A 21554-nucleotide genomic window follows, 5' to 3' on the forward strand; every position below is an offset into this window, starting at 1 on the left:
AAACAGGATGGCAATTACTCAAGAGCGTAAAAACCAACTCATCAGCGAGTTCAAAACACACGAATCTGATACTGGATCTCCAGAAGTTCAGATCGCTATCCTAACTGACTCAATTAACAACTTGAACGAGCATTTACGTACTCACAAGAAAGACCACCACTCACGTCGCGGTCTTCTTAAAATGGTAGGTAAGCGTCGTAATCTTCTTACGTATCTACGTAATAAAGACGTAACTCGTTACCGTGAGTTAATTAACAAACTAGGCTTACGTCGATAATCGTAAAAAGCGGGAGGATTCCCGCTTTTTTATCGTATTAAAGCGAAATTTCTTATAACAAATCATTGAAATCCTTTTACATACTACTTTGACATTGATATGTTCAATTCATTTCGTTCATAATAGGAGTAATTGATTATTTCACACAACGAAGAGAGGAGTTCGTAATCGTATGGGACAAGAAAAACATGTCTTTACCATAGATTGGGCCGGAAGAACGCTTACAGTTGAAACCGGCCAGCTTGCCAAACAGGCAAACGGTGCTGTGATGATCCGCTACGGTGATACAGCAGTGCTTAGTACAGCAACCGCTTCAAAAGAACCAAAACCGCTTGATTTCTTCCCGCTTACTGTAAACTATGAGGAAAGATTATATGCGGTAGGAAAAATTCCGGGCGGATTTATTAAAAGAGAAGGACGCCCAAGTGAAAAAGCGGTTCTTGCCAGCCGTTTAATCGACCGTCCAATCCGTCCTTTGTTTGCAGATGGATTCCGTAATGAAGTTCAAGTCATCAGCATTGTCATGAGTGTTGACCAAGACTGCTCTTCTGAAATGGCTGCCATGTTCGGTTCATCTCTTGCTCTTTCTGTATCGGATATTCCGTTTGAAGGACCGATTGCAGGGGTAACTGTCGGACGCATTGATGATCAATTTATCATTAACCCGACAGTCGATCAGCTTGAGAAAAGCGACATCAATCTTGTCGTTGCCGGCACGAAAGATGCCATTAACATGGTAGAAGCGGGAGCGGACGAGGTTCCTGAGGAAACCATGCTTGAAGCCATTATGTTCGGCCATGAAGAGATTAAACGCCTGATTGCATTCCAAGAAGAAATTGTTGCAGCAGTCGGCAAAGAGAAATCAGAAATTACGCTCTATGAAGTTGATGAAGAGCTTAGTGAAAAAGTAAAAGCTTTAGCAGAAGACGATCTGCTGAAAGCCATCCAAGTTCATGAAAAGCATGCCCGCGAAGATGCCATTAATGAAGTGAAAAATGCAGTTGTGGCAAAATTCGAGGATGAAGAGCATGATGAAGACACAATCAAGCAAGTGAAGCAGATTTTATCCAAGATGGTGAAAAATGAAGTGCGCCGCCTGATTACTGAAGAAAAAGTAAGACCGGACGGCCGCGGTGTCGATCAAATCCGCCCGCTTTCTTCAGAGGTTGGCCTCTTGCCAAGAACGCACGGATCAGGTCTGTTTACAAGGGGACAAACTCAGGCTCTCAGCGTATGTACGTTAGGTGCTCTGGGAGATGTGCAAATCCTTGACGGCTTAGGTGTAGAAGAGTCGAAACGGTTTATGCATCACTACAACTTCCCGCAATTCAGCGTTGGGGAAACAGGACCGATGCGTGGACCGGGACGCCGTGAAATCGGACACGGAGCACTGGGTGAGCGTGCGCTTGAGCCAGTTATTCCGTCTGAAAAAGATTTCCCTTACACTGTCCGTCTTGTATCAGAAGTGCTTGAATCAAACGGCTCTACGTCTCAAGCAAGTATTTGCGCAAGCACACTTGCAATGATGGATGCCGGTGTACCGATTAAAGCTCCAGTTGCTGGTATCGCGATGGGTCTCGTCAAATCAGGCGAACATTACACTGTTCTGACTGACATTCAAGGCATGGAAGATGCGCTTGGAGACATGGACTTTAAAGTAGCGGGGACTGAAAAAGGCGTAACGGCGCTGCAAATGGACATTAAAATCGAAGGCCTTTCCAGAGAGATTCTTGAAGAAGCGCTACAGCAGGCGAAAAAAGGAAGAATGGAAATCCTTAATAGCATGCTTGCGACATTAAGCGAATCAAGAAAAGAGCTTTCTCGATATGCGCCTAAGATTTTAACAATGGCCATTAATCCTGATAAAATCCGCGATGTCATCGGGCCAAGCGGAAAACAAATCAATAAGATCATCGAAGAAACCGGTGTTAAAATTGATATTGAGCAGGACGGCACAATCTTTATTTCTTCAACAGATGAAAGCAGCAACCAAAAAGCGAAAAAAATCATCGAAGACCTTGTCAGAGAAGTTGAAGTTGGCCAGCTTTACTTAGGTAAAGTAAAACGAATCGAAAAATTCGGGGCTTTCGTTGAAATTTTCAGCGGAAAAGACGGTTTGGTGCACATTTCAGAGCTTGCGCTTGAACGCGTAGGAAAAGTTGAAGATGTTGTAAAAATCGGAGACGAAATTCTTGTCAAGGTCACTGAAATTGATAAACAAGGACGAGTCAATTTGTCTCGTAAAGCGGTGCTCCGTGAAGAGAAAGAAAAAGAAGAACAACAATCTTAAATGAAAACATAAAAGGAGCCTGGGAGACCCGGCTTCTTTATTTTGAAGCTTTTAAAGCGCAGGCGGGTTCTACCTTGTCCTTCTCCTTCATAATGTGAGGTGAGGGGGGACAGAACATGTACAAAAAATTTGTACCGTTTGCCGTTTTTCTATTTCTTTTTTTTGTCTCATTTGAGATGATGAAAAATCCGTACGCACTTGATTATATAGGGGCAATGAAAAAAGATACGGTAACTGTCACGGCGTCCAAAGACCCGTTATATGAAGAATTGCTTCAAAAAGCGCCAGAGTACGAAGTCAAGCCCCAGGATGCCAGAATAGATAAAGTGTGGAAAAGCATTCCCGGCTATAATGGATTGAAGGTCAATATTGAAAAATCATATAAAAAAATGAAAAAGCACGGCGAGTTTCGCGAAAACGAACTGGTATACAGCCAAGTAAAACCAAGCGTTCATCTTGAGTCTCTTCAGCCTGAGCCTATTTATAAAGGAAATCCTGATAAACCGATGGTGGCTTTTTTAATTAATGTGGCATGGGGAAATGAGTATTTGGAAAAAATGCTCCCTATTCTGCAAAAGCACCAAGTCAAGGCTACGTTCTTTTTAGAAGGCAATTGGGTGAGAAACAATGAACAGCTCGCTAAGAAGATTGCAGAAGACGGACATGAAATCGGAAATCATTCATACAATCATCCGGATATGAGCAAACTGACTACAGGAAGAATTTCCGAGCAGCTCGACAAGACAAATGAGCAAATAGAACAAACAATCGGCCATAAGCCGAAGTGGTTCGCTCCGCCGAGCGGAAGTTTCAGAAAAGCGGTTGTCGACATTGCAGCTGAGAAACAGATGGGAACAGTAATGTGGACAGTTGATACGATTGATTGGCAAAAACCGGCTCCTTCTGTACTCCAAACGAGAGTGTTAAGCAAGATACATAATGGTGCCATGATTTTAATGCATCCGACTGAACCCACGGCGGAAAGTCTTGAAGCGCTGATTACAAAGATAAAAGATAAAGGATACGCGCTTGGAACAGTCACTGAACTAATGGATGAAACCAGACTGTTGAAGTAACAGATGCAGGCAGCTTGTCTTTGAATAGGAGGAACAAATTTGATAAAACGATATACGTGTCAAAATGGTGTAAGAGTTGTGCTGGAAAATAACCCGACAGTCCGTTCTGTTGCGATCGGCGTGTGGATCGGCACAGGTTCACGGCACGAAACGCCGGAGATAAACGGGATTTCTCACTTTTTAGAGCACATGTTCTTTAAAGGGACGAGCACAAGATCTGCACGCGAGATAGCAGAATCTTTTGATCGTATTGGCGGTCAGGTCAATGCGTTTACCTCAAAGGAATATACCTGCTACTATGCAAAGGTGCTTGACGAGCATGCGAATTACGCGCTGGACGTATTAGCAGATATGTTCTTTCATTCAACATTTGATGAAAACGAGCTGAAAAAAGAAAAAAATGTAGTATATGAAGAAATTAAAATGTACGAAGATGCGCCGGACGACATTGTGCATGATTTACTGAGCAAAGCCACTTACGGCAATCATTCTTTAGGCTACCCAATTCTTGGCACGGAAGAAACGCTTGCTTCTTTCAATGGTGACTCTCTCAGACAATACATGCATGATTATTATACACCGGACAGAGTGGTGATTTCGGTAGCGGGCAATATATCTGACAGTTTTATCAAAGATGTAGAAAAATGGTTCGGATCATACGAGGCGAAGGGCAAAGCGACAGGTCTTGAGAAACCCGAGTTCTACACGGAAAAACTGACAAGAAAAAAAGAAACAGAGCAGGCTCATTTGTGCCTTGGATTTAAAGGCCTTGAGGTTGGCCATGAACGCATTTATGATTTAATCGTCCTAAATAATGTGCTCGGAGGCAGTATGAGCAGCCGGCTGTTCCAAGATGTCCGCGAAGATAAAGGCCTCGCTTACTCTGTTTACAGCTATCACAGCTCTTATGAGGACAGCGGAATGCTTACCATTTATGGCGGAACCGGTGCAAATCAGCTTCAGCAGCTGTCAGAAACAATTCAAGAAACCCTTGCGACATTAAAACGTGACGGCATTACCTCGAAAGAGCTGGAAAACAGCAAAGAGCAAATGAAGGGAAGCTTGATGCTGAGCTTAGAGAGCACAAACAGCAAAATGAGCCGAAACGGGAAAAATGAACTGCTGCTCGGCAAACATAAAACATTAGATGAGATCATCAATGAATTAAACGCCGTGAACTTAGAGCGTGTCAACGGTCTTGCCAGACAATTGTTTACTGATGACTATGCATTAGCACTCATCAGCCCTTCCGGCAATATGCCGTCTTAAAAGGAAATGCCTGCCCTATAACGGAGCAGGCATTTTTTTATCCTTTTGAACATACATAGTACAAGGGGGTGACAGACATGCGGCTCAGTGAATTATCAGGAAAGGAAATTGTAGACATCAAAAGAGCTGAACGGCTGGGAGTGCTTGGCCAGACCGATTTAGAAATCAATGAACAGGATGGCCAGATTACAGCACTCCTCATTCCGACAGTTAAGTGGTTTGGTTTGAGAAAACACGGTCAAGACATTCGTGTCCCCTGGCATCATATTCAAAAGATCGGATCAGATATGATCATATTAGACGTACCTGAGGAAATGTCTCCTCGACAAGAGTAAATGAAAAAAGCCCAAAATGACTGTAATGCGGGCTCTAAAGTAAACATGAAACATCGGCTCCGGCAGCCGATGTTTTTTTATATGAAAAAGCGCATGTTTTAATTCACCGGTATTTCCTTTTGATCATAAGATGAAGGGGAGCTTAACAACTAGAGATCCAGTATATACAAAGAAGGTGAACGTTTAGAATGTTAACCGGATTGAAAATTGCAGTTATCGGCGGTGACGCAAGACAGCTCGAAATTATAAGAAAGCTCACTGAACAGCAGGCTGACATCTATCTTGTCGGTTTTGACCAATTGGATCATGGTTTTACCGGAGCAGTAAAATGCAACATTGATGAAATTCCTTTTCAGCAAATAGACAGCATCATTCTACCAGTGTCTGCGACAACAGGGGAAGGTGTCGTATCGACTGTATTTTCGAATGAAGAGGTTGTGTTAAAACAAGAGCATCTCGACAAAACGCCTGCACACTGTGTCATTTTCTCAGGAATTTCTAACGCCTATTTAGAAAACATTGCAGCTCAAGCAAACAGAAAACTTGTTAAGCTGTTTGAGCGGGATGACATTGCGATATACAATTCTATTCCGACAGTAGAAGGAACGATCATGCTGGCTATTCAGCACACGGATTATACGATACACGGGTCTAAGGTGGCCGTTCTAGGTCTGGGGCGCACCGGGATGACGATTGCCCGTACATTTGCCGCGCTCGGGGCGAATGTAAAAGTGGGGGCAAGAAGTTCAGCACATCTGGCACGTATCACTGAAATGGGGCTCATTCCTTTTCATACCGATGAGCTGAAAGAGCATGTAAAAGATATAGATATTTGTATTAATACCATACCAAGTATGATTTTAAATCAAACGGTACTTTCTAGCATGACACCAAAAACCTTAATATTGGATCTGGCCTCACGTCCCGGGGGAACGGATTTTAAATATGCCGAAAAACAGGGGATTAAAGCACTTCTTGCCCCAGGTCTTCCAGGGATTGTCGCTCCTAAAACAGCCGGACAAATCCTCGCAAACGTCTTGAGCAAGCTTTTGGCTGAAATACAAGCTGAGGAGGGAAAATAAGCATGTCGTCATTAAAAGGAAAAAGAATCGGGTTTGGACTGACCGGCTCGCATTGCACCTATGAAGCGGTTTTTCCGCAAATTGAGGCGCTGATCAACGAAGGTGCTGAAGTCCGTCCGGTTGTCACATTTAACGTGAAGTCCACAAATACCCGATTTGGAGAGGGAGCAGAATGGGTTGAAAAAATTGAAGACCTGACCGGATATGAGGCCATTGATTCGATTGTAAAGGCAGAGCCCCTTGGGCCGAAGCTGCCCCTTGACTGCATGGTCATTGCTCCTTTAACAGGCAATTCAATGAGCAAGCTGGCAAATGCCATGACGGACAGTCCGGTGCTGATGGCAGCAAAAGCGACAATCCGAAACAATCGGCCGGTCGTTCTTGGCATTTCCACAAATGATGCTCTCGGTTTAAACGGAACAAATTTAATGAGGCTCATGTCAACAAAAAATATCTTTTTTATTCCATTCGGGCAAGACGATCCATTTAAAAAACCGAATTCAATGGTAGCCAAAATGGATCTGTTACCGCAAACCATTGAAAAGGCATTGGTGTATCAGCAGCTTCAGCCGGTTCTAGTTGAGAATTATCAGGGAAATGACTAAATTTACAGAAAATCTTTCCCAAACTAAAAAATTCGGTCATCACCCGCATATTCTATGGTAAAATAAAACGTAAAATCATAGTCAAATCAATTCAATGATGCTGATTGGCGGAAGGAGTTTTACAGATGGGAAGAGGTTTACACGTAGCTGTTGTCGGAGCGACAGGAGCTGTAGGACAACAAATGCTTAAAACACTTGAAGACAGAAACTTTGAAATGGACACACTTACATTGCTATCTTCAAAACGCTCTGCGGGGACAAAAGTCACGTTTAAAGGCCAAGAGCTGACTGTTCAGGAAGCTTCTCCTGAGAGCTTTGAAGGGGTAAATATTGCTTTGTTCAGCGCCGGCGGAAGCGTATCACAAGCATTGGCACCAGAAGCTGTAAAACGCGGCGCTATTGTTATAGATAATACGAGTGCATTCCGTATGGACGAAAATACACCGCTAGTTGTGCCTGAAGTGAATGAGGTAGACTTGCATGAACACAACGGCATTATTGCCAATCCTAACTGCTCTACAATCCAAATGGTTGCAGCTCTTGAACCGATCCGCAAAGCATACGGCTTAAATAAAGTCATCGTATCAACTTACCAGGCGGTATCAGGAGCGGGAAATGAAGCTGTAAAAGAGCTTTACAGCCAAACACAGGCGATTTTAAATCAAGAAGAAATTGAGCCTGCGATCATGCCTGTCAAAGGTGACAAAAAACACTATCAAATCGCCTTCAACGCGATTCCGCAAATTGATAAATTCCAAGATAACGGCTATACGTTTGAGGAAATGAAAATGATAAATGAAACGAAAAAAATCATGCACATGCCTGACCTTCAGGTAGCGGCTACATGTGTGAGACTGCCAATTCAAACTGGGCACTCAGAGTCCGTCTACATCGAGGTAGACCGTGATAACGCTACAGTTGAAGATATTAAAAATCTATTAAAAGAAGCTCCGGGCGTGACACTTCAGGATGACCCAAGCCAGCAGCTTTATCCGATGCCTGCTGATGCCGTCGGCAAAAACGATGTGTTTGTAGGCCGCATCCGCAAAGACTTGGACAGAGCAAACGGTTTTCATTTATGGGTTGTTTCTGATAACCTATTAAAAGGCGCGGCATGGAACTCTGTTCAAATTGCAGAAAGCCTGAAAAAACTAAACCTCGTATAAAAGAGAGAATTTCCTAAAGACGAATAGAAGAGAGTAAGGCGCTATCAGCCTGCTCTCTTCTGTTACGTCCGAATAATTTGGAGTGAAAACAGTGAAGATAATTGTTCAAAAGTTCGGCGGAACATCTGTAAAAGATGATAAAGGCCGTAAACTGGCTTTAGGGCATATTAAAGAAGCAATCAGTGAAGGATATAAGGTTGTCGTTGTCGTTTCAGCGATGGGCCGGAAAGGAGACCCGTACGCAACAGATTCTTTGCTGGGGCTGCTTTACGGCGATCAATCAGCGATTTCTCCAAGAGAGCAGGATTTGCTTTTATCTTGCGGAGAGACCATTTCCTCTGTCGTCTTTACAAGCATGCTGCTTGATAACGGTGTGAAAGCAGCTGCGCTGACAGGGGCCCAGGCTGGCTTTTTAACAAATGATCAGCATACCAATGCGAAAATCGTTGAAATGAGACCGGAGCGTTTATTCAGTGTGCTCGCGAATCATGACGCTGTAGTCGTCGCAGGGTTCCAGGGGGCAACTGAAAAGGGTGATACAACAACGATTGGCAGAGGGGGCAGCGATACGTCAGCAGCCGCACTCGGAGCAGCGGTTGACGCGGAATACATCGATATTTTCACAGATGTTGAAGGTGTGATGACTGCTGACCCAAGAGTGGTGGAAAATGCGAAACCGCTCCCTGTCGTGACGTATACGGAAATTTGCAACCTGGCGTATCAAGGGGCGAAGGTCATTCATCCTCGGGCTGTGGAAATTGCGATGCAGGCCAAGGTTCCGATCCGCGTCCGTTCGACTTATTCGAAAGATAAAGGCACATTGGTGACATCACATCACTCTTCTAAAGTCGGAAGCGATGTTTTTGAAAGGCTGATTACGGGAATTGCCCATGTCAAAGATGTCACGCAGTTTAAAGTTCCTTCGAAAATCGGTCAGTATAACGTTCAGACTGAAGTGTTCAAGGCGATGGCGAATGCGGGAATCAGTGTCGATTTCTTTAACATTACACCTAGTGAAATCGTATATACAGTAGCCGGGAATAAAACAGAAACAGCTCAGCGTATTTTAATGGATATGGGCTATGATCCGATGGTAACGAGAAATTGCGCGAAGGTATCGGCGGTCGGAGCGGGCATTATGGGTGTTCCTGGTGTCACGTCCAAAATTGTTTCGGCTCTTTCAGAAAAAGAAATACCGATCCTTCAGTCGGCTGACAGCCATACGACGATATGGGTGCTCGTCCATGAAGCAGATATGGTACCTGCTGTAAACGCTTTGCATGAAGTGTTTGAACTTTCCAAGTAAATGTGATTGAATCATGATGAGGTGAAAAAAATGAATTTCGGAAATGTGTCTACAGCGATGATTACACCCTTTGACAATAAAGGGAACGTAGACTTTCAAAAACTGTCTACACTGATTGATTACTTGTTGAAAAACGGAACGGATTCTTTAGTAGTAGCGGGAACAACTGGAGAATCTCCAACCCTTTCAACTGAAGAAAAAATTGCGCTTTTTGAATATACGGTAAAAGAAGTGAACGGAAGGGTGCCGGTTATTGCGGGTACTGGAAGCAACAACACAAAAGATTCCATTAAGCTGACAAAAAAAGCTGAGGAAGCGGGCGTAGACGCGGTTATGCTCGTTACGCCGTATTACAATAAACCTTCTCAAGAAGGAATGTACCAGCATTTTAAAGCAATTGCGGCAGAAACGTCTCTTCCTGTTATGCTGTATAATGTGCCGGGCCGCACGGTAGCTTCTCTCGCTCCTGAAACGACGATCCGTTTGGCGGCAGACATCCCGAATGTGGTTGCGATTAAAGAAGCGAGCGGAGACCTAGAAGCGATTACAAAAATTGTTGCAGAAACGCCGGAAGACTTCTCTGTCTATTCAGGGGATGACGCCCTGACGCTTCCTATTCTCTCAGTCGGAGGAAGAGGAGTTGTGTCAGTTGCGAGCCATATTGTAGGCTCTGATATGCAGCAAATGATCAAAAATTATACGAATGGGCAAACAGCTAATGCGGCACTAATTCATCAGAAACTGCTGCCGATTATGAAGGAACTGTTTAAAGCGCCTAACCCGGCTCCTGTCAAAACAGCTCTTCAGCTGAAAGGCCTTGATGTCGGATCAGTGCGACTTCCTCTTATCCCGCTAAGCGAAGATGAACGGCTGAGCTTAAGCAGCACGATCAGCGAACTGTAAGAAAAATTTCATACAGTGAAACAAACGCGGTCATTCTCACATTCAGCTGAGTTTGACCGTTTCTTATACATATTGGTTTTCCCTAAACCTTCTGCTTTATCTTGTTTTCTAAATTTACTTTCAGTTATAATAGGAACAAGTGATGATGGACGGGTATGAGACTAGGAGGATATAGATTTTGAAAAAGAAAAATACAGAAAACGTTAGAATTATCGCCCTTGGCGGTGTCGGAGAAATTGGGAAGAACCTTTATGTCATTGAAATTGACTCAGACATATTTGTTGTTGATGCCGGCCTTATGCATCCAGAAAACGAAATGCTCGGTATTGATGTTGTGATTCCTGACATATCATATTTGATTGAACGGGCTGACCGCGTCAAGGCAATCTTTTTAACGCACGGGCACGATGAAAATATCGGCGGCGTTTTTTACTTATTAAACAAGCTGTCCGTTCCAGTATACGGAACAAAGCTGACGCTTGCACTGTTAAGAGAAAAATTAAAACAATACGGACATAACCGAAAAACTGATTTAAGAGAAATTCACTCCAAATCTGTCATTACATTTGAATCGACAAAAGTATCGTTCTTTAGAACGATTCACAGCATCCCTGATTCTGTAGGTGTAAGTTTTAAAACATCACTTGGATCTATTGTATGCACGGGAGACTTCAAATTTGACCAAACACCTGCACTTAATCAAACGTGCGACATTGGCGAGATCGCCAAGATCGGCAATAGCGGCGTGCTCGCCCTGCTTTCTGACAGTGCAAATGCGGAACGTCCGGGTTATACCCCTTCGGAAGCAGCTGTCAGCGGCGAAATTTCGGACGCGCTGTATAATTCAGATAACCGGGTGATTATTGCTGTTTTCGCATCCAATATTAACCGGATTCAGCAAGTCATTCATGCTGCGGCTCAAAATGGCAGAAAGATTGCCGTAGCCGGAAAAAATCTTCAATCTGTCCTGCAACTGGCAAGAAAGCTCGGATATATTGAGGCCGATGATGAACTGTTTATTTCTGTGCAGGATGTCAAGAAATATCCGAAGCGCGAAGTGGCCATTATTACAGCCGGCAGCCAAGGTGAGCCGTTAGCTGCCCTGACAAGAATGGCAAACAAAGCTCACAAACAGCTGAACATTGAAGAAGGGGATACGGTTGTGATTGCGTCCACACCAATCCCTGGGCAGGAACTCATTTATTCTAAAACAGTAGATCTTCTCGCGAGAGCCGGTGCACAAGTCATCTTTGCTCAAAAGCGTGTCCATGTATCTGGCCACGGCTCACAAGAAGAGTTAAAGCTGATGATCAATCTGCTTAAACCAAAATATTTAATTCCTGTAAACGGCGAATACAGAATGCAAAAAGCTCATTCAAAAATCGCTGAAGAAATCGGCATGAAGCGCAGTGACATCTTCTTAATTGAAAAAGGAGACGTCGTTGAATTCCGCGGCCAAAACGTAAAAATTGGGGATAAAGTTCCGTACGGCAATATTTTAATTGATGGTTTAGGTGTCGGTGATATCGGCAATATCGTATTGCGAGACCGCCGCTTACTTTCACAGGACGGAATTTTAATCGTTGTCATTACACTTGATAAACAAAAGAAACATCTTGTATCAGGACCAGAAATTATCACGCGCGGTTTTGTTTATGTAAGAGAGTCTGAAGGCCTTATCGTACAGGCTACTGAGCTTGTCCGTTCTATCGTGACAGAAGCGACAGAAGCATCAAATGTTGAATGGTCAACGCTGAAGCAGGCAATGCGGGATGCTTTGAACCAATTCCTATATGAAAAAACGAAACGTAAACCGATGATCATCCCAATCATTATGGAAGTATAATGTCTGAATAAAGACCGGAGCTGCTCCGGTCTTTATTTTTTTGCCTTTCAAGCCGGGATTGAATTGAGTATCTTTGTTCATAATACAAAGAGAAACTCGGAAAGGGTGAAAGCGAGATGGATCATCGTATGGAAAACACAGAAGAAGAGCGTTCTGAAAAAAATGATGCGAAAGACAGCATTATGAATAAAATACAGCAGCTTGGGGAAACGACGCTCCCGCAGCTGTCCCAAGATACAAATATTCATTGTCTAACCATTATCGGACAAATAGAAGGCCATGTTCAGCTTCCTCCGCAAAACAAAACAACAAAATATGAGCATGTCATCCCGCAAATTGTCGCAATTGAACAGAATCCCAAAATTGAAGGCCTGCTGATTATATTAAATACTGTCGGAGGAGATGTTGAAGCGGGCCTTGCGATAGCAGAAATGCTCGCATCTTTATCAAAACCGACCGTTTCTATCGTGCTTGGCGGCGGGCATTCTATCGGCGTTCCGATTGCAGTATCCTGTGATTACAGCTATATCGCTGAAACAGCAACAATGACGATTCATCCCGTTCGGCTGACCGGACTGGTCATCGGTGTGCCGCAAACGTTTGAATACTTGGATAAGATGCAAGAAAGAGTTGTGAAATTTGTGACAAGCCATTCCAATATAACGGAAGAGAAGTTTAAAGAGCTGATGTTTTCAAAAGGAAACTTAACACGAGACATCGGAACAAATGTAGTCGGGAAGGATGCAGTTGAATACGGGCTGATCGATCACACAGGCGGTGTTGGACAGGCGATCAATAAGCTGAATGAGCTCATTGAGGAAGCAAGGGCAGAAGAAGGACGGATGATTCAATGATTCTGTATACCGTGATGCCGCAGGAAATTGTGTTTGCGGAACAGAACCAGGAGACAAGCGTTCATGAGCAAATTGAGTATAAAGGTGTGCCGCTTCTTGTCGAGATGAAAGGCAATGAAGCGGAAGTCATTCAAATCATGAGCACAAATCCAATGCATTTTCTGCACCCAGACATTTCTCCGGGACAAAAGCTTAAATTAAACGTATAAGATCCACCCCTTTTTTAAGGGCAAAATATGCTATAATAGGGGAATCCTACAGAAAAAACGCAGCCTGTAAACGGCTGCTTTCTTCATTATGTAAGAACTTACATTTTTTAACGCAGTAAGGTGATGAGTGTGGCAAAGAAAAAACGAAAATCAAGAAAAAAACAGGCGAAACAGCTCAATATAAAATATGAACTCAACGGATTGCTGTGTATAGCCATTTCAATTATCGCGATTCTGCAGCTGGGGGTAGTCGGCCAAACCTTTATTTACTTGTTCCGCTTTTTTGCTGGAGAGTGGTTTATTTTATGTTTGTTAGGTTTATTGGTGTTAGGCGTCTCGCTGTTTTGGAAGAAGAAAACACCAAGCCTATTAACGAGACGAAAGGCTGGGTTGTACTGCATCATCGCAAGCATATTGCTGCTTTCCCATGTGCAGCTGTTTAAAAATTTGACGCACAAAGGGTCTATTGAGTCCGCAAGCGTGGTGCGCAACACGTGGGAATTGTTTTTGATGGACATGAATGGCAGCTCCGCTTCACCTGATTTGGGCGGAGGGATGATCGGTGCGCTGCTGTTTGCGGCTTCACACTTTTTGTTTGCGTCGACTGGTTCTCAGATCATGGCGATTGTCATGATTTTGATCGGAATGATTTTAGTTACAGGTCGCTCTCTTCAAGAAACGCTGAAAAAGTGGATGAGCCCGATTGGCCGCTTTATAAAAGAACAATGGCTTGCATTTATTGATGATATGAAATCCGTCAAAACAAATATGAAGTCATCGAAAAAAACGAAGGCGCCTAGCAAAAAACAAAAGCCGGCCCGCAAAAAACAGCAAATGGAACCAGAGCCTTCTAATGAAGAGGAGGACCAGGAAGCGGCATCGCCTCTTATTCATTCAGAGCCGATTATCTCAAGCTTTTCAGATCGTAATGAAGATGAAGAATCTCCAGTCATTGAAAAGCGAGCTGAATCTGTATCAGAGCCGCTTCGGGACATCCAGACTGAGACAGGTGATCAGGAAACTGTTTCTGCTCCTCCTATGACCTTTACGGAGCTTGAAAATAAGGATTACGAGATGCCGTCACTGGATTTACTGGCCGATCCAAAGCATACCGGCCAGCAGGCTGATAAAAAGAATATTTATGAAAATGCAAGAAAGCTCGAACGCACCTTCCAAAGCTTTGGCGTAAAGGCGAAAGTTACACAGGTTCATCTCGGGCCGGCCGTAACCAAATATGAAGTGTATCCCGATGTCGGAGTGAAGGTTAGCAAAATTGTCAATTTAAGCGATGATTTAGCGCTTGCACTTGCTGCGAAGGATATCAGGATTGAGGCGCCTATACCAGGCAAATCAGCAATCGGAATAGAGGTTCCGAACGCAGAAGTGGCAATGGTATCACTGAAGGAAGTGCTCGAGTCTAAATTAAATGACAGACCGGATGCGAAACTGCTAATTGGACTCGGCCGTAATATTTCAGGTGAAGCTGTATTGGCTGAGTTAAACAAGATGCCCCATCTTTTGGTCGCAGGCGCAACCGGAAGCGGGAAAAGCGTTTGTGTCAACGGCATCATTACAAGCATTTTGATGCGTGCGAAACCGCATGAAGTGAAAATGATGATGATCGATCCTAAAATGGTAGAGCTGAATGTCTACAACGGGATTCCGCATTTGCTTGCTCCGGTCGTAACCGATCCGAAAAAAGCGTCACAGGCTTTGAAAAAAGTTGTCAATGAAATGGAGCGGCGGTACGAATTATTTTCTCATACAGGTACAAGAAATATTGAAGGATACAATGATTATATAAAACGCGCCAACAATGAAGAAGGAGCGAAACAGCCGGAGCTGCCGTATATCGTTGTGATTGTGGACGAGCTTGCCGATCTCATGATGGTCGCTTCATCTGATGTGGAAGATTCGATTACGAGATTGTCCCAAATGGCGCGGGCTGCCGGCATCCATCTCATTATTGCGACACAGCGGCCGTCGGTTGACGTTATCACAGGGGTCATCAAAGCGAATATTCCGTCACGAATCGCGTTCAGTGTTTCTTCACAGACGGATTCAAGGACGATTCTTGACATGGGTGGCGCTGAGAAGCTGCTCGGACGAGGCGATATGCTGTTTTTGCCTGTCGGGGCTAATAAACCCGTCCGCGTGCAGGGAGCATTTATGTCGGATGACGAAGTGGAGAAGATCGTCGACCATGTGATTACGCAGCAGAAAGCGCAATACCAGGAAGAAATGATTCCGGAGGAGACAACGGAAACACATTCCGAGGTTACCGATGAGCTTTATGATGAAGCTGTTGAATTAATCGTCGGCATGCAGACGGCATCTGTTTCAATGCTGCAAAGAAGATTCAGAATCGGTTATACGCGAGCGGCGCGCCTGATTGATGCAATGGAGGAAAGAGGCGTTGTTGGGCCGTATGAAGGCAGCAAACCTAGGGAAGTCTTATTATCAAAAGAGAAATATGATGAGCTCTCTTCTTAATGAAGGGAGTTCAGTTTTCTGCAGTTACCAATAATAACATTATGTAAACTAACAACCTTTCTATTTATTTTTTCGACAAAACATGATATAGTTGTCCCAATTGTTCAATAATTTTTATCGAAAGTGGTTTACGGAGGGGAAACATGTCTACAAAAGCTGATAATCGGCACTTGTATTTAAAAGTGATTGAACGAATTAAAGAGGATATCAAAAATGGCATCTACACTGAGAAGGAAAAGCTGCCTTCTGAATTTGAGCTTTCCAAAAAGCTGGGTGTCAGCAGAGCGACGCTAAGAGAAGCCTTGCGGATACTGGAAGAAGAGCATGTGATTATCAGAAGGCATGGTGTAGGCACTTTTGTCCATTCTAAGCCGTTATTTCTTTCGGGCATTGAACAGCTGAACAGTGTAACCAAGATGATAGAACAGGCAAATTTGACACCTGGCACGATTTTTCTATCATCGCAAGTGCTTATGCCGTCTGAAGATGATATCAAGAGATTTCATTTGGCAGAAGGGCAAGAACTTTTTTACCTCGAACGAGTCAGAACAGCTAACGGACAGCCGATTGTGTATTGTATAGACAAAATTCCGATGGATATTTTGCCGAATTCTTTTTCTCATCAGCAAGAATCTATGTTTGATTTGCTTGAGAAAAATTCAGGCTCCGTGATCAGCTATGCAGTGACTGATATTGAACCGATCGGCTATCATGATACAATTTCTCCAGTGCTGGAATGCGATCCGGAAACAGCTCTCCTGCTGTTAAAACAAACCCATTACGATCAGCACGATCAACCGGTGCTTTACTCATTAAATTATTTTAGAGCGGATAAATTCAGATTTCATGTTTTGCGTAAACGATTCTAAAACGGACGCCTGTGATGTGTCTGTTTTTTTATTTGTCTTTTTACATACTTTCACTCGGGTTAACGCAACATATAAGGGATGACAAGAAAGTGAATGGGTGAAAATGTTGAGAGAGAAAAATGGAATGAAAAATATTATTGCATTGTCCTCCGTACCGCTTGTGATGACACTCGGGAACTCCATGCTGATTCCCGTTCTGCCGATGATGGAGAAAAAGCTGTCGGTGACTTCATTTCAAGTGTCTTTAATCATTACTGTATATTCGGTCGTGGCAATTATTTGCATTCCGATTGCGGGGTATCTGTCAGATCGATTCGGGAGAAAAAAAATATTGCTGCCATGCCTCCTCATTGCAGGATTAGGAGGGGTGGTCGCTGCTTTTGCCTCCACCTATATGAAAAATCCTTACGCTATGATTTTGGCGGGCCGGGTTCTTCAAGGCATCGGTTCTGCAGGTGCAGCTCCTATCGTCATGCCGTTTATCGGCGATTTGTTTGAAGGAGACGATGAAAAGGTCAGCGCCGGTCTTGGCGATATTGAAACCGCCAACACATCTGGGAAGGTACTGAGTCCCATACTTGGCGCTTTACTGGCTTCCTGGTACTGGTTTGTACCGTTTTGGTTTATTCCGTTTTTCTGTTTAATCAGCTTTTTGCTCGTGTTGTTTCTGGTGTCTAAGCCTGAAGAAGATGAAGATGCACCAGCGGTTTCTGAGTTTGTCAAGAGTGTGCGGAAAATCTTTAAACAGGACGGGCGCTGGCTTTATACGGTCTTTATTATCGGGTGTGTGATTATGTTTTTGTTATTCGGCGTATTATTTTATTTGTCAGATACGCTGGAGAACAAGTATGCCATTGACGGAGTGGCTAAAGGCGGATTACTGGCAATCCCACTTTTGTTTCTATCAACCAGTTCTTTTATAGCTGGCAAAAAGATCGGTAAAGATAAAGGGCGCATGAAATTTTGCGTTGTTACGGGAATGGTTATGTTAACCCTGTCGTTTATTGCTTTGTGGTGGAACCACAGTTTTTATTTTTTATTTGCCTTTTTAAGCTTTGGCGGGATTGGGATCGGAATGGCTCTCCCTGCTTTAGATGCACTGATAACCGAAGGCATTAAAAGTGAGCAATGCGGAACCATTTCCTCCTTTTACAATAGCATGCGCTTTATAGGAGTAGCTCTCGGTCCTCCTGTGTTTGCGGCGTTAATGTCTAATGCAAACTGGCTGATTTTCATTCTATCGGCGTTTTGCAGCATTGTTTCTTTATTTCTAGTGCTCTTTACTGTGGATGCTAAAAAAAGTGAAGAGGAAGAAAAAAACTTAGGGACGGTCTAGCCAACCGTCTTTTTTTGCTGTGAAGGCCGGATGCTGTCATTTAGCGGAAAGTCATTCTCTCTTGCAGTTTGCATTTTTCATTCTGTGAGGCTCAAACAGCAGCCTTCAAGAATGAAAAAGGATCAACCTATACAGCCTCTGTTTGTCAGGCGGAGGTTATTGTTTCCTTATAAATCCTACAGTTGCTATAATTACATGAAAGAGTGTTTCTGCGTATGCTGAAAATTGGTCATAATACATACTAATAAGAAATGAACGAAGGAGGTTCCATATGTCATATGTAAATGAAGTCAAAACAAAGCACGGCGGTTTAACCGCACACATTGTAGAAACAGAAAAATTCAAAACCGTCTCGCTTATTTTTAAAATGCTTGCGCCGCTGACAAAGGACCAAGTCACAAAAAGAGCACTGCTTCCGCATGTGCTTCTTCGCGGAACAAAAAACCATCCGAAAACAGCAGAATTGCGCTCTTATTTAGATGAACTGTACGGCACGTCAGTTTCGGCGGATCTTTCGAAAAAAGGAGAGCGGCACGTCATTACGCTCAGGCTTGAAATCCCGAATGAAAAATATTTAAAAGATCAAACGCCGCTTCTTGAAAAAGGACTGCAGCTTCTCGCAGAAATCGTCTTTTCACCTGCTCTAGAGGGAGGCGTATTTCAATCACAATATGTGGCTCAAGAAAAACGGACGCTCAAGCAAAGAATCCAAGCGGTCTATGATGATAAAATGCGCTACTCGAATTTAAGGCTGATACAGGAAATGTGCAAAAATGAGCCTTACGCGCTCCATGTCAATGGTGAAATCGACGATGTCGATGCCATTACGCCTGATCAATTGTATGAAACATACCAAAGCGCGATCCAAAAAGACCAGCTTGATCTTTATGTTGTTGGCGATGTGGACAGTAACCAAGTGCAAGCGTCAATTGACAAGTATTTTCAAACAGAAGAGCGCACCCTCGCAGCGATTGAAAACAATCAAGCTGAGCAAAAAGCCCAGCCTAAAGAAGTGATTGATGAAGAAGATGTCAAACAAGGAAAGCTGAACATAGGCTACCGCACCGGTATCACTTATACGGATCAGGATTATCCTGCCTTACAAGTGTTTAACGGACTGTTCGGCGGGTTCTCTCATTCCAAGCTTTTCATCAATGTTCGGGAAAAAGCCAGTCTTGCTTACTACGCCGCTTCTCGAATAGAAAGTTTTAAAGGCTTGTTAATGGTGATGTCGGGCATTGAAGTGAAAAATTACGAACAGGCTGTTTCTATTATTGCTGAGCAATTTCAGGCAATGAAAAACGGCGACTTCAGTGAGCAGGACATCGCTCAGACAAAGGCCGTCATTCGAAATCAAGTGCTGGAAACCATTGATACTGCGTACGGTTTATCTGAATTTTTATATCAGCAGGCCACTGCCCAGGTCGATATTCCAATTGAAGACTTTCTTGCCAATATTGAGCAGGTCACAAAAGAGGATATCATAAAAGCCGGCGAAAAGATTCAGCTTGATACGACTTATTTCTTAAAAGGGACGGAGGGTGCATCTTGATCAAACCAATCGAATATGAACAGCTTCAGGAGACGCTGTACCATGAAAAAATGCCAAACGGCCTTGACGTTTACGTTTTGCCGAAAAAAGGCTTCAACAAGACATATGCGGTCTTTACAACAAAGTACGGCTCTATAGATAACCGGTTTGTCCCTTTAGGTAAAAATGAGATGGTCCACGTGCCGGACGGCATCGCCCATTTTCTTGAGCACAAGCTATTTGAAAAAGCGGACGGAGACGTTTTTCAAGATTTTAGCAAACAGGGCGCTTCTGCCAATGCGTTTACGTCATTTACAAGAACGGCTTACCTTTTCTCAAGCACATCAAATGTTGAACGCAATTTAGAGACACTGATCGATTTTGTGCAGGACCCATATTTTACTGAAAAAACGGTTGAAAAAGAAAAAGGGATTATCGGGCAGGAGATTAACATGTATGACGACAACCCTGATTGGAGGCTTTACTTCGGGGTCATTGAAAACATGTACAAAGAACATCCTGTCAGAATTGACATAGCGGGAACAGTGGAAAGCATTTCACATATTACAAAAGACCTTCTTTATGAATGCTATGAAACGTTTTATCACCCGAGCAACATGCTCCTCTTCATTGTTGGCTCAGTAGATCCTGAAACGATCATTTCTCAGGTAAGAGAAAATCAGGAAAGAAAGCCGTATACTGATCAGCCGGAGATCAAACGGGAGGAAGTACAGGAGCAAGAAGCGGTTTTCCGAAAAGAAAAAGAGATCAAAATGAACGTGCAGGGACCGAAATGCCTTGTCGGGCTCAAATCAAAGAACCCTTTTAAATTAGGCAAAGAGCTGTTAAAGCATGAACTTTCAATGAACTTATTGCTTGAATCCCTTTTCGGCAAAAGCTCTGCCCAGTACGAAACACTTTATGAAAAAGGGTATATTGACGAAACGTTCAGCTTTGATTTTACTGCAGAATATGGGTTTGGTTTTGCGGCGATCGGAGGCGATACGCCGGAACCTGATCAATTGGCTGAAGACATTTCAAGCATGCTTCTGCGCGCCGGTGAACTGATTACTGCTGAAAAGATTGAACTTGCCAGAAAGAAAAAGATCGGTTCATTCTTAAAGGCGCTGAATTCACCTGAATACATTGCCAATCAATTTACCCGTTATGCTTTCTTGGATATGAGCCTGTTTGACGTCGTAACGGTACTCGAGCAAATTACCCTCGAGGATGTCCAGCAAGTAATACAAGAGGAAATTGCTGCAGACAGACTGACCGTCTGCAAGGTTGTTCCTAAATCATAAACAAAACATCCCTCCAGTGTGAGGGGTGTTTTTCTGCGGAAAGAAGGAAAGAGGATGAACAAAACAGCACTAATCACCGGAGCAAGCGGCGGCATTGGCAAAAGCATAAGTGAAACCCTTGCGGCAGATGGATATAATTTGTTGCTGCATTACAATACAAATCAAAACGCGGCAGCGGAGCTTGCTGAAAAACTAAGAGAGACGTTTGGCGTGCATGCTGAAATTTTACAAGCCGATCTGTCCGCGCCAGAAGGAGCAGATAAGCTGACAGGTTCAATTGTTCAGCCGCTTGATGCGATTATTTTAAATAGCGGAAGAAGCCATTTTGGGCTAATTACGGATGTGGATAATGCAACGGTCCAGGAAATGGTTCAGCTTCATGTGGCGAGTCCTTATATGCTGACGAGAAACCTTCTTCCAGGCATGATCCGGAAGAAATCAGGAGCAATTGTGGCTGTCAGCTCTATTTGGGGAGAGACTGGAGCATCTTGTGAAGTGCTGTACAGCATGGCAAAGGGAGCTCAGCACTCGTTTGTAAAAGGACTGGCTAAGGAGCTGGCGCCAAGCGGAATCAGAGTAAACGCCGTAGCGCCAGGCGCGGTTGATACAAATATGATGAATCAATTCACCCCGTCTGAAAAAGAAGAGATCGCTGATGAGATCCCGATCGGCCGGCTGGCCCGGCCGCAAGAAATTGCGGATGCAACAGCTTTTCTCCTGTCTAAAAAAGCGTCATATATCACTGGCCAAATTTTGTCGGTGAATGGCGGCTGGCACTGCTGATCCGAAAATATTCGGTGTAT

19 protein-coding genes are annotated in these 21554 nt (G+C 43.7%); all 19 read left to right on the forward strand.

All coding sequences use genetic code 11. The annotated features are described in order from the left end of the window. Nucleotides 1–7 precede the first annotated feature (7 nt). Complete coding sequence (rpsO, locus tag LWH95_RS04975; protein ID WP_003154182.1) at nucleotides 8–277, forward strand: 30S ribosomal protein S15; 270 nt, start codon at nucleotides 8–10, stop codon at nucleotides 275–277. Nucleotides 278–449: 172 nt separating this feature from the next. After that, nucleotides 450–2567 (forward strand): polyribonucleotide nucleotidyltransferase, encoded by a 2118-nt coding sequence (pnp, locus tag LWH95_RS04980; protein ID WP_019258423.1) that lies wholly within the window; start codon nucleotides 450–452, stop codon nucleotides 2565–2567. Nucleotides 2568–2683: 116 nt separating this feature from the next. Then, complete coding sequence (locus tag LWH95_RS04985) at nucleotides 2684–3643, forward strand: polysaccharide deacetylase family protein (protein WP_232919076.1); 960 nt, start codon at nucleotides 2684–2686, stop codon at nucleotides 3641–3643. A 39-nt stretch (nucleotides 3644–3682) separates the two neighbouring features. Next, complete coding sequence (locus LWH95_RS04990) at nucleotides 3683–4912, forward strand: M16 family metallopeptidase (protein ID WP_003238480.1); 1230 nt, start codon at nucleotides 3683–3685, stop codon at nucleotides 4910–4912. Nucleotides 4913–4989: 77 nt separating this feature from the next. After that, nucleotides 4990–5247: a YlmC/YmxH family sporulation protein gene (locus LWH95_RS04995; RefSeq protein ID WP_003238478.1), complete on the forward strand. Its 258-nt coding sequence runs from the start codon at nucleotides 4990–4992 to the stop codon at nucleotides 5245–5247. A 188-nt stretch (nucleotides 5248–5435) separates the two neighbouring features. After that, nucleotides 5436–6329: a dipicolinic acid synthetase subunit A gene (dpaA, locus tag LWH95_RS05000; RefSeq protein WP_003238474.1), complete on the forward strand. Its 894-nt coding sequence runs from the start codon at nucleotides 5436–5438 to the stop codon at nucleotides 6327–6329. Nucleotides 6330–6331: 2 nt separating this feature from the next. Further along, complete coding sequence (gene dpaB, locus LWH95_RS05005) at nucleotides 6332–6934, forward strand: dipicolinate synthase subunit B (protein WP_232919077.1); 603 nt, start codon at nucleotides 6332–6334, stop codon at nucleotides 6932–6934. A gap of 125 nt (nucleotides 6935–7059) precedes the next feature. Further along, nucleotides 7060–8100 (forward strand): aspartate-semialdehyde dehydrogenase, encoded by a 1041-nt coding sequence (gene asd, locus LWH95_RS05010; protein WP_232919078.1) that lies wholly within the window; start codon nucleotides 7060–7062, stop codon nucleotides 8098–8100. Nucleotides 8101–8191: 91 nt separating this feature from the next. After that, complete coding sequence (gene dapG / locus LWH95_RS05015; protein ID WP_003238469.1) at nucleotides 8192–9406, forward strand: aspartate kinase; 1215 nt, start codon at nucleotides 8192–8194, stop codon at nucleotides 9404–9406. A 30-nt stretch (nucleotides 9407–9436) separates the two neighbouring features. After that, nucleotides 9437–10309 (forward strand): 4-hydroxy-tetrahydrodipicolinate synthase, encoded by an 873-nt coding sequence (gene dapA, locus LWH95_RS05020; RefSeq protein WP_003238467.1) that lies wholly within the window; start codon nucleotides 9437–9439, stop codon nucleotides 10307–10309. A 178-nt stretch (nucleotides 10310–10487) separates the two neighbouring features. Next, complete coding sequence (rnjB, locus tag LWH95_RS05025; RefSeq protein ID WP_003238465.1) at nucleotides 10488–12155, forward strand: ribonuclease J2; 1668 nt, start codon at nucleotides 10488–10490, stop codon at nucleotides 12153–12155. A 116-nt stretch (nucleotides 12156–12271) separates the two neighbouring features. Then, a complete protein-coding gene (gene tepA / locus LWH95_RS05030) occupies nucleotides 12272–13009 on the forward strand; it encodes a translocation-enhancing protein TepA (RefSeq protein WP_003238463.1) in 738 nt (245 codons plus the stop codon). Next, complete coding sequence (tepJ, locus tag LWH95_RS05035) at nucleotides 13006–13218, forward strand: TepA modulator TepJ (protein ID WP_087991647.1); 213 nt, start codon at nucleotides 13006–13008, stop codon at nucleotides 13216–13218. The genes tepA and tepJ overlap by 4 nt, the downstream gene beginning before the upstream one ends. Nucleotides 13219–13347: 129 nt before the next feature. Next, nucleotides 13348–15711 carry a DNA translocase SpoIIIE gene (spoIIIE, locus tag LWH95_RS05040; protein ID WP_232919079.1) on the forward strand — a complete coding sequence of 788 codons (2364 nt, stop codon included), beginning with the start codon at nucleotides 13348–13350 and terminating at the stop codon, nucleotides 15709–15711. A gap of 143 nt (nucleotides 15712–15854) precedes the next feature. Next, on the forward strand, nucleotides 15855–16580 hold the full coding sequence (locus LWH95_RS05045; protein WP_003238458.1) for a GntR family transcriptional regulator: 726 nt from the start codon (nucleotides 15855–15857) through the stop codon (nucleotides 16578–16580). Nucleotides 16581–16704: 124 nt separating this feature from the next. Next, nucleotides 16705–17916, forward strand: a complete 1212-nt coding sequence (gene bcbE, locus LWH95_RS05050) for a bacillibactin exporter BcbE (protein WP_080010808.1) — start codon at nucleotides 16705–16707, stop codon at nucleotides 17914–17916. A 271-nt stretch (nucleotides 17917–18187) separates the two neighbouring features. Then, entirely contained in the window at nucleotides 18188–19468 is a 1281-nt protein-coding gene (yfmF, locus tag LWH95_RS05055; protein WP_232919080.1) for an EF-P 5-aminopentanol modification-associated protein YfmF, read from the forward strand. Next, on the forward strand, nucleotides 19465–20751 hold the full coding sequence (yfmH, locus tag LWH95_RS05060; RefSeq protein WP_232919081.1) for an EF-P 5-aminopentanol modification-associated protein YfmH: 1287 nt from the start codon (nucleotides 19465–19467) through the stop codon (nucleotides 20749–20751). The genes yfmF and yfmH overlap by 4 nt, the downstream gene beginning before the upstream one ends. A gap of 54 nt (nucleotides 20752–20805) precedes the next feature. Next, the gene (ymfI, locus tag LWH95_RS05065; RefSeq protein ID WP_232919082.1) at nucleotides 20806–21534 is read left to right on the forward strand and encodes an elongation factor P 5-aminopentanone reductase; all 729 of its coding nucleotides are present in this window, start codon (nucleotides 20806–20808) and stop codon (nucleotides 21532–21534) included. Nucleotides 21535–21554: the final 20 nt, after the last annotated feature.

The sequence above is a fragment of the Bacillus sp. G16 genome, from assembly GCF_021282335.1.
GTDB lineage: Bacteria > Bacillota > Bacilli > Bacillales > Bacillaceae > Bacillus > Bacillus inaquosorum.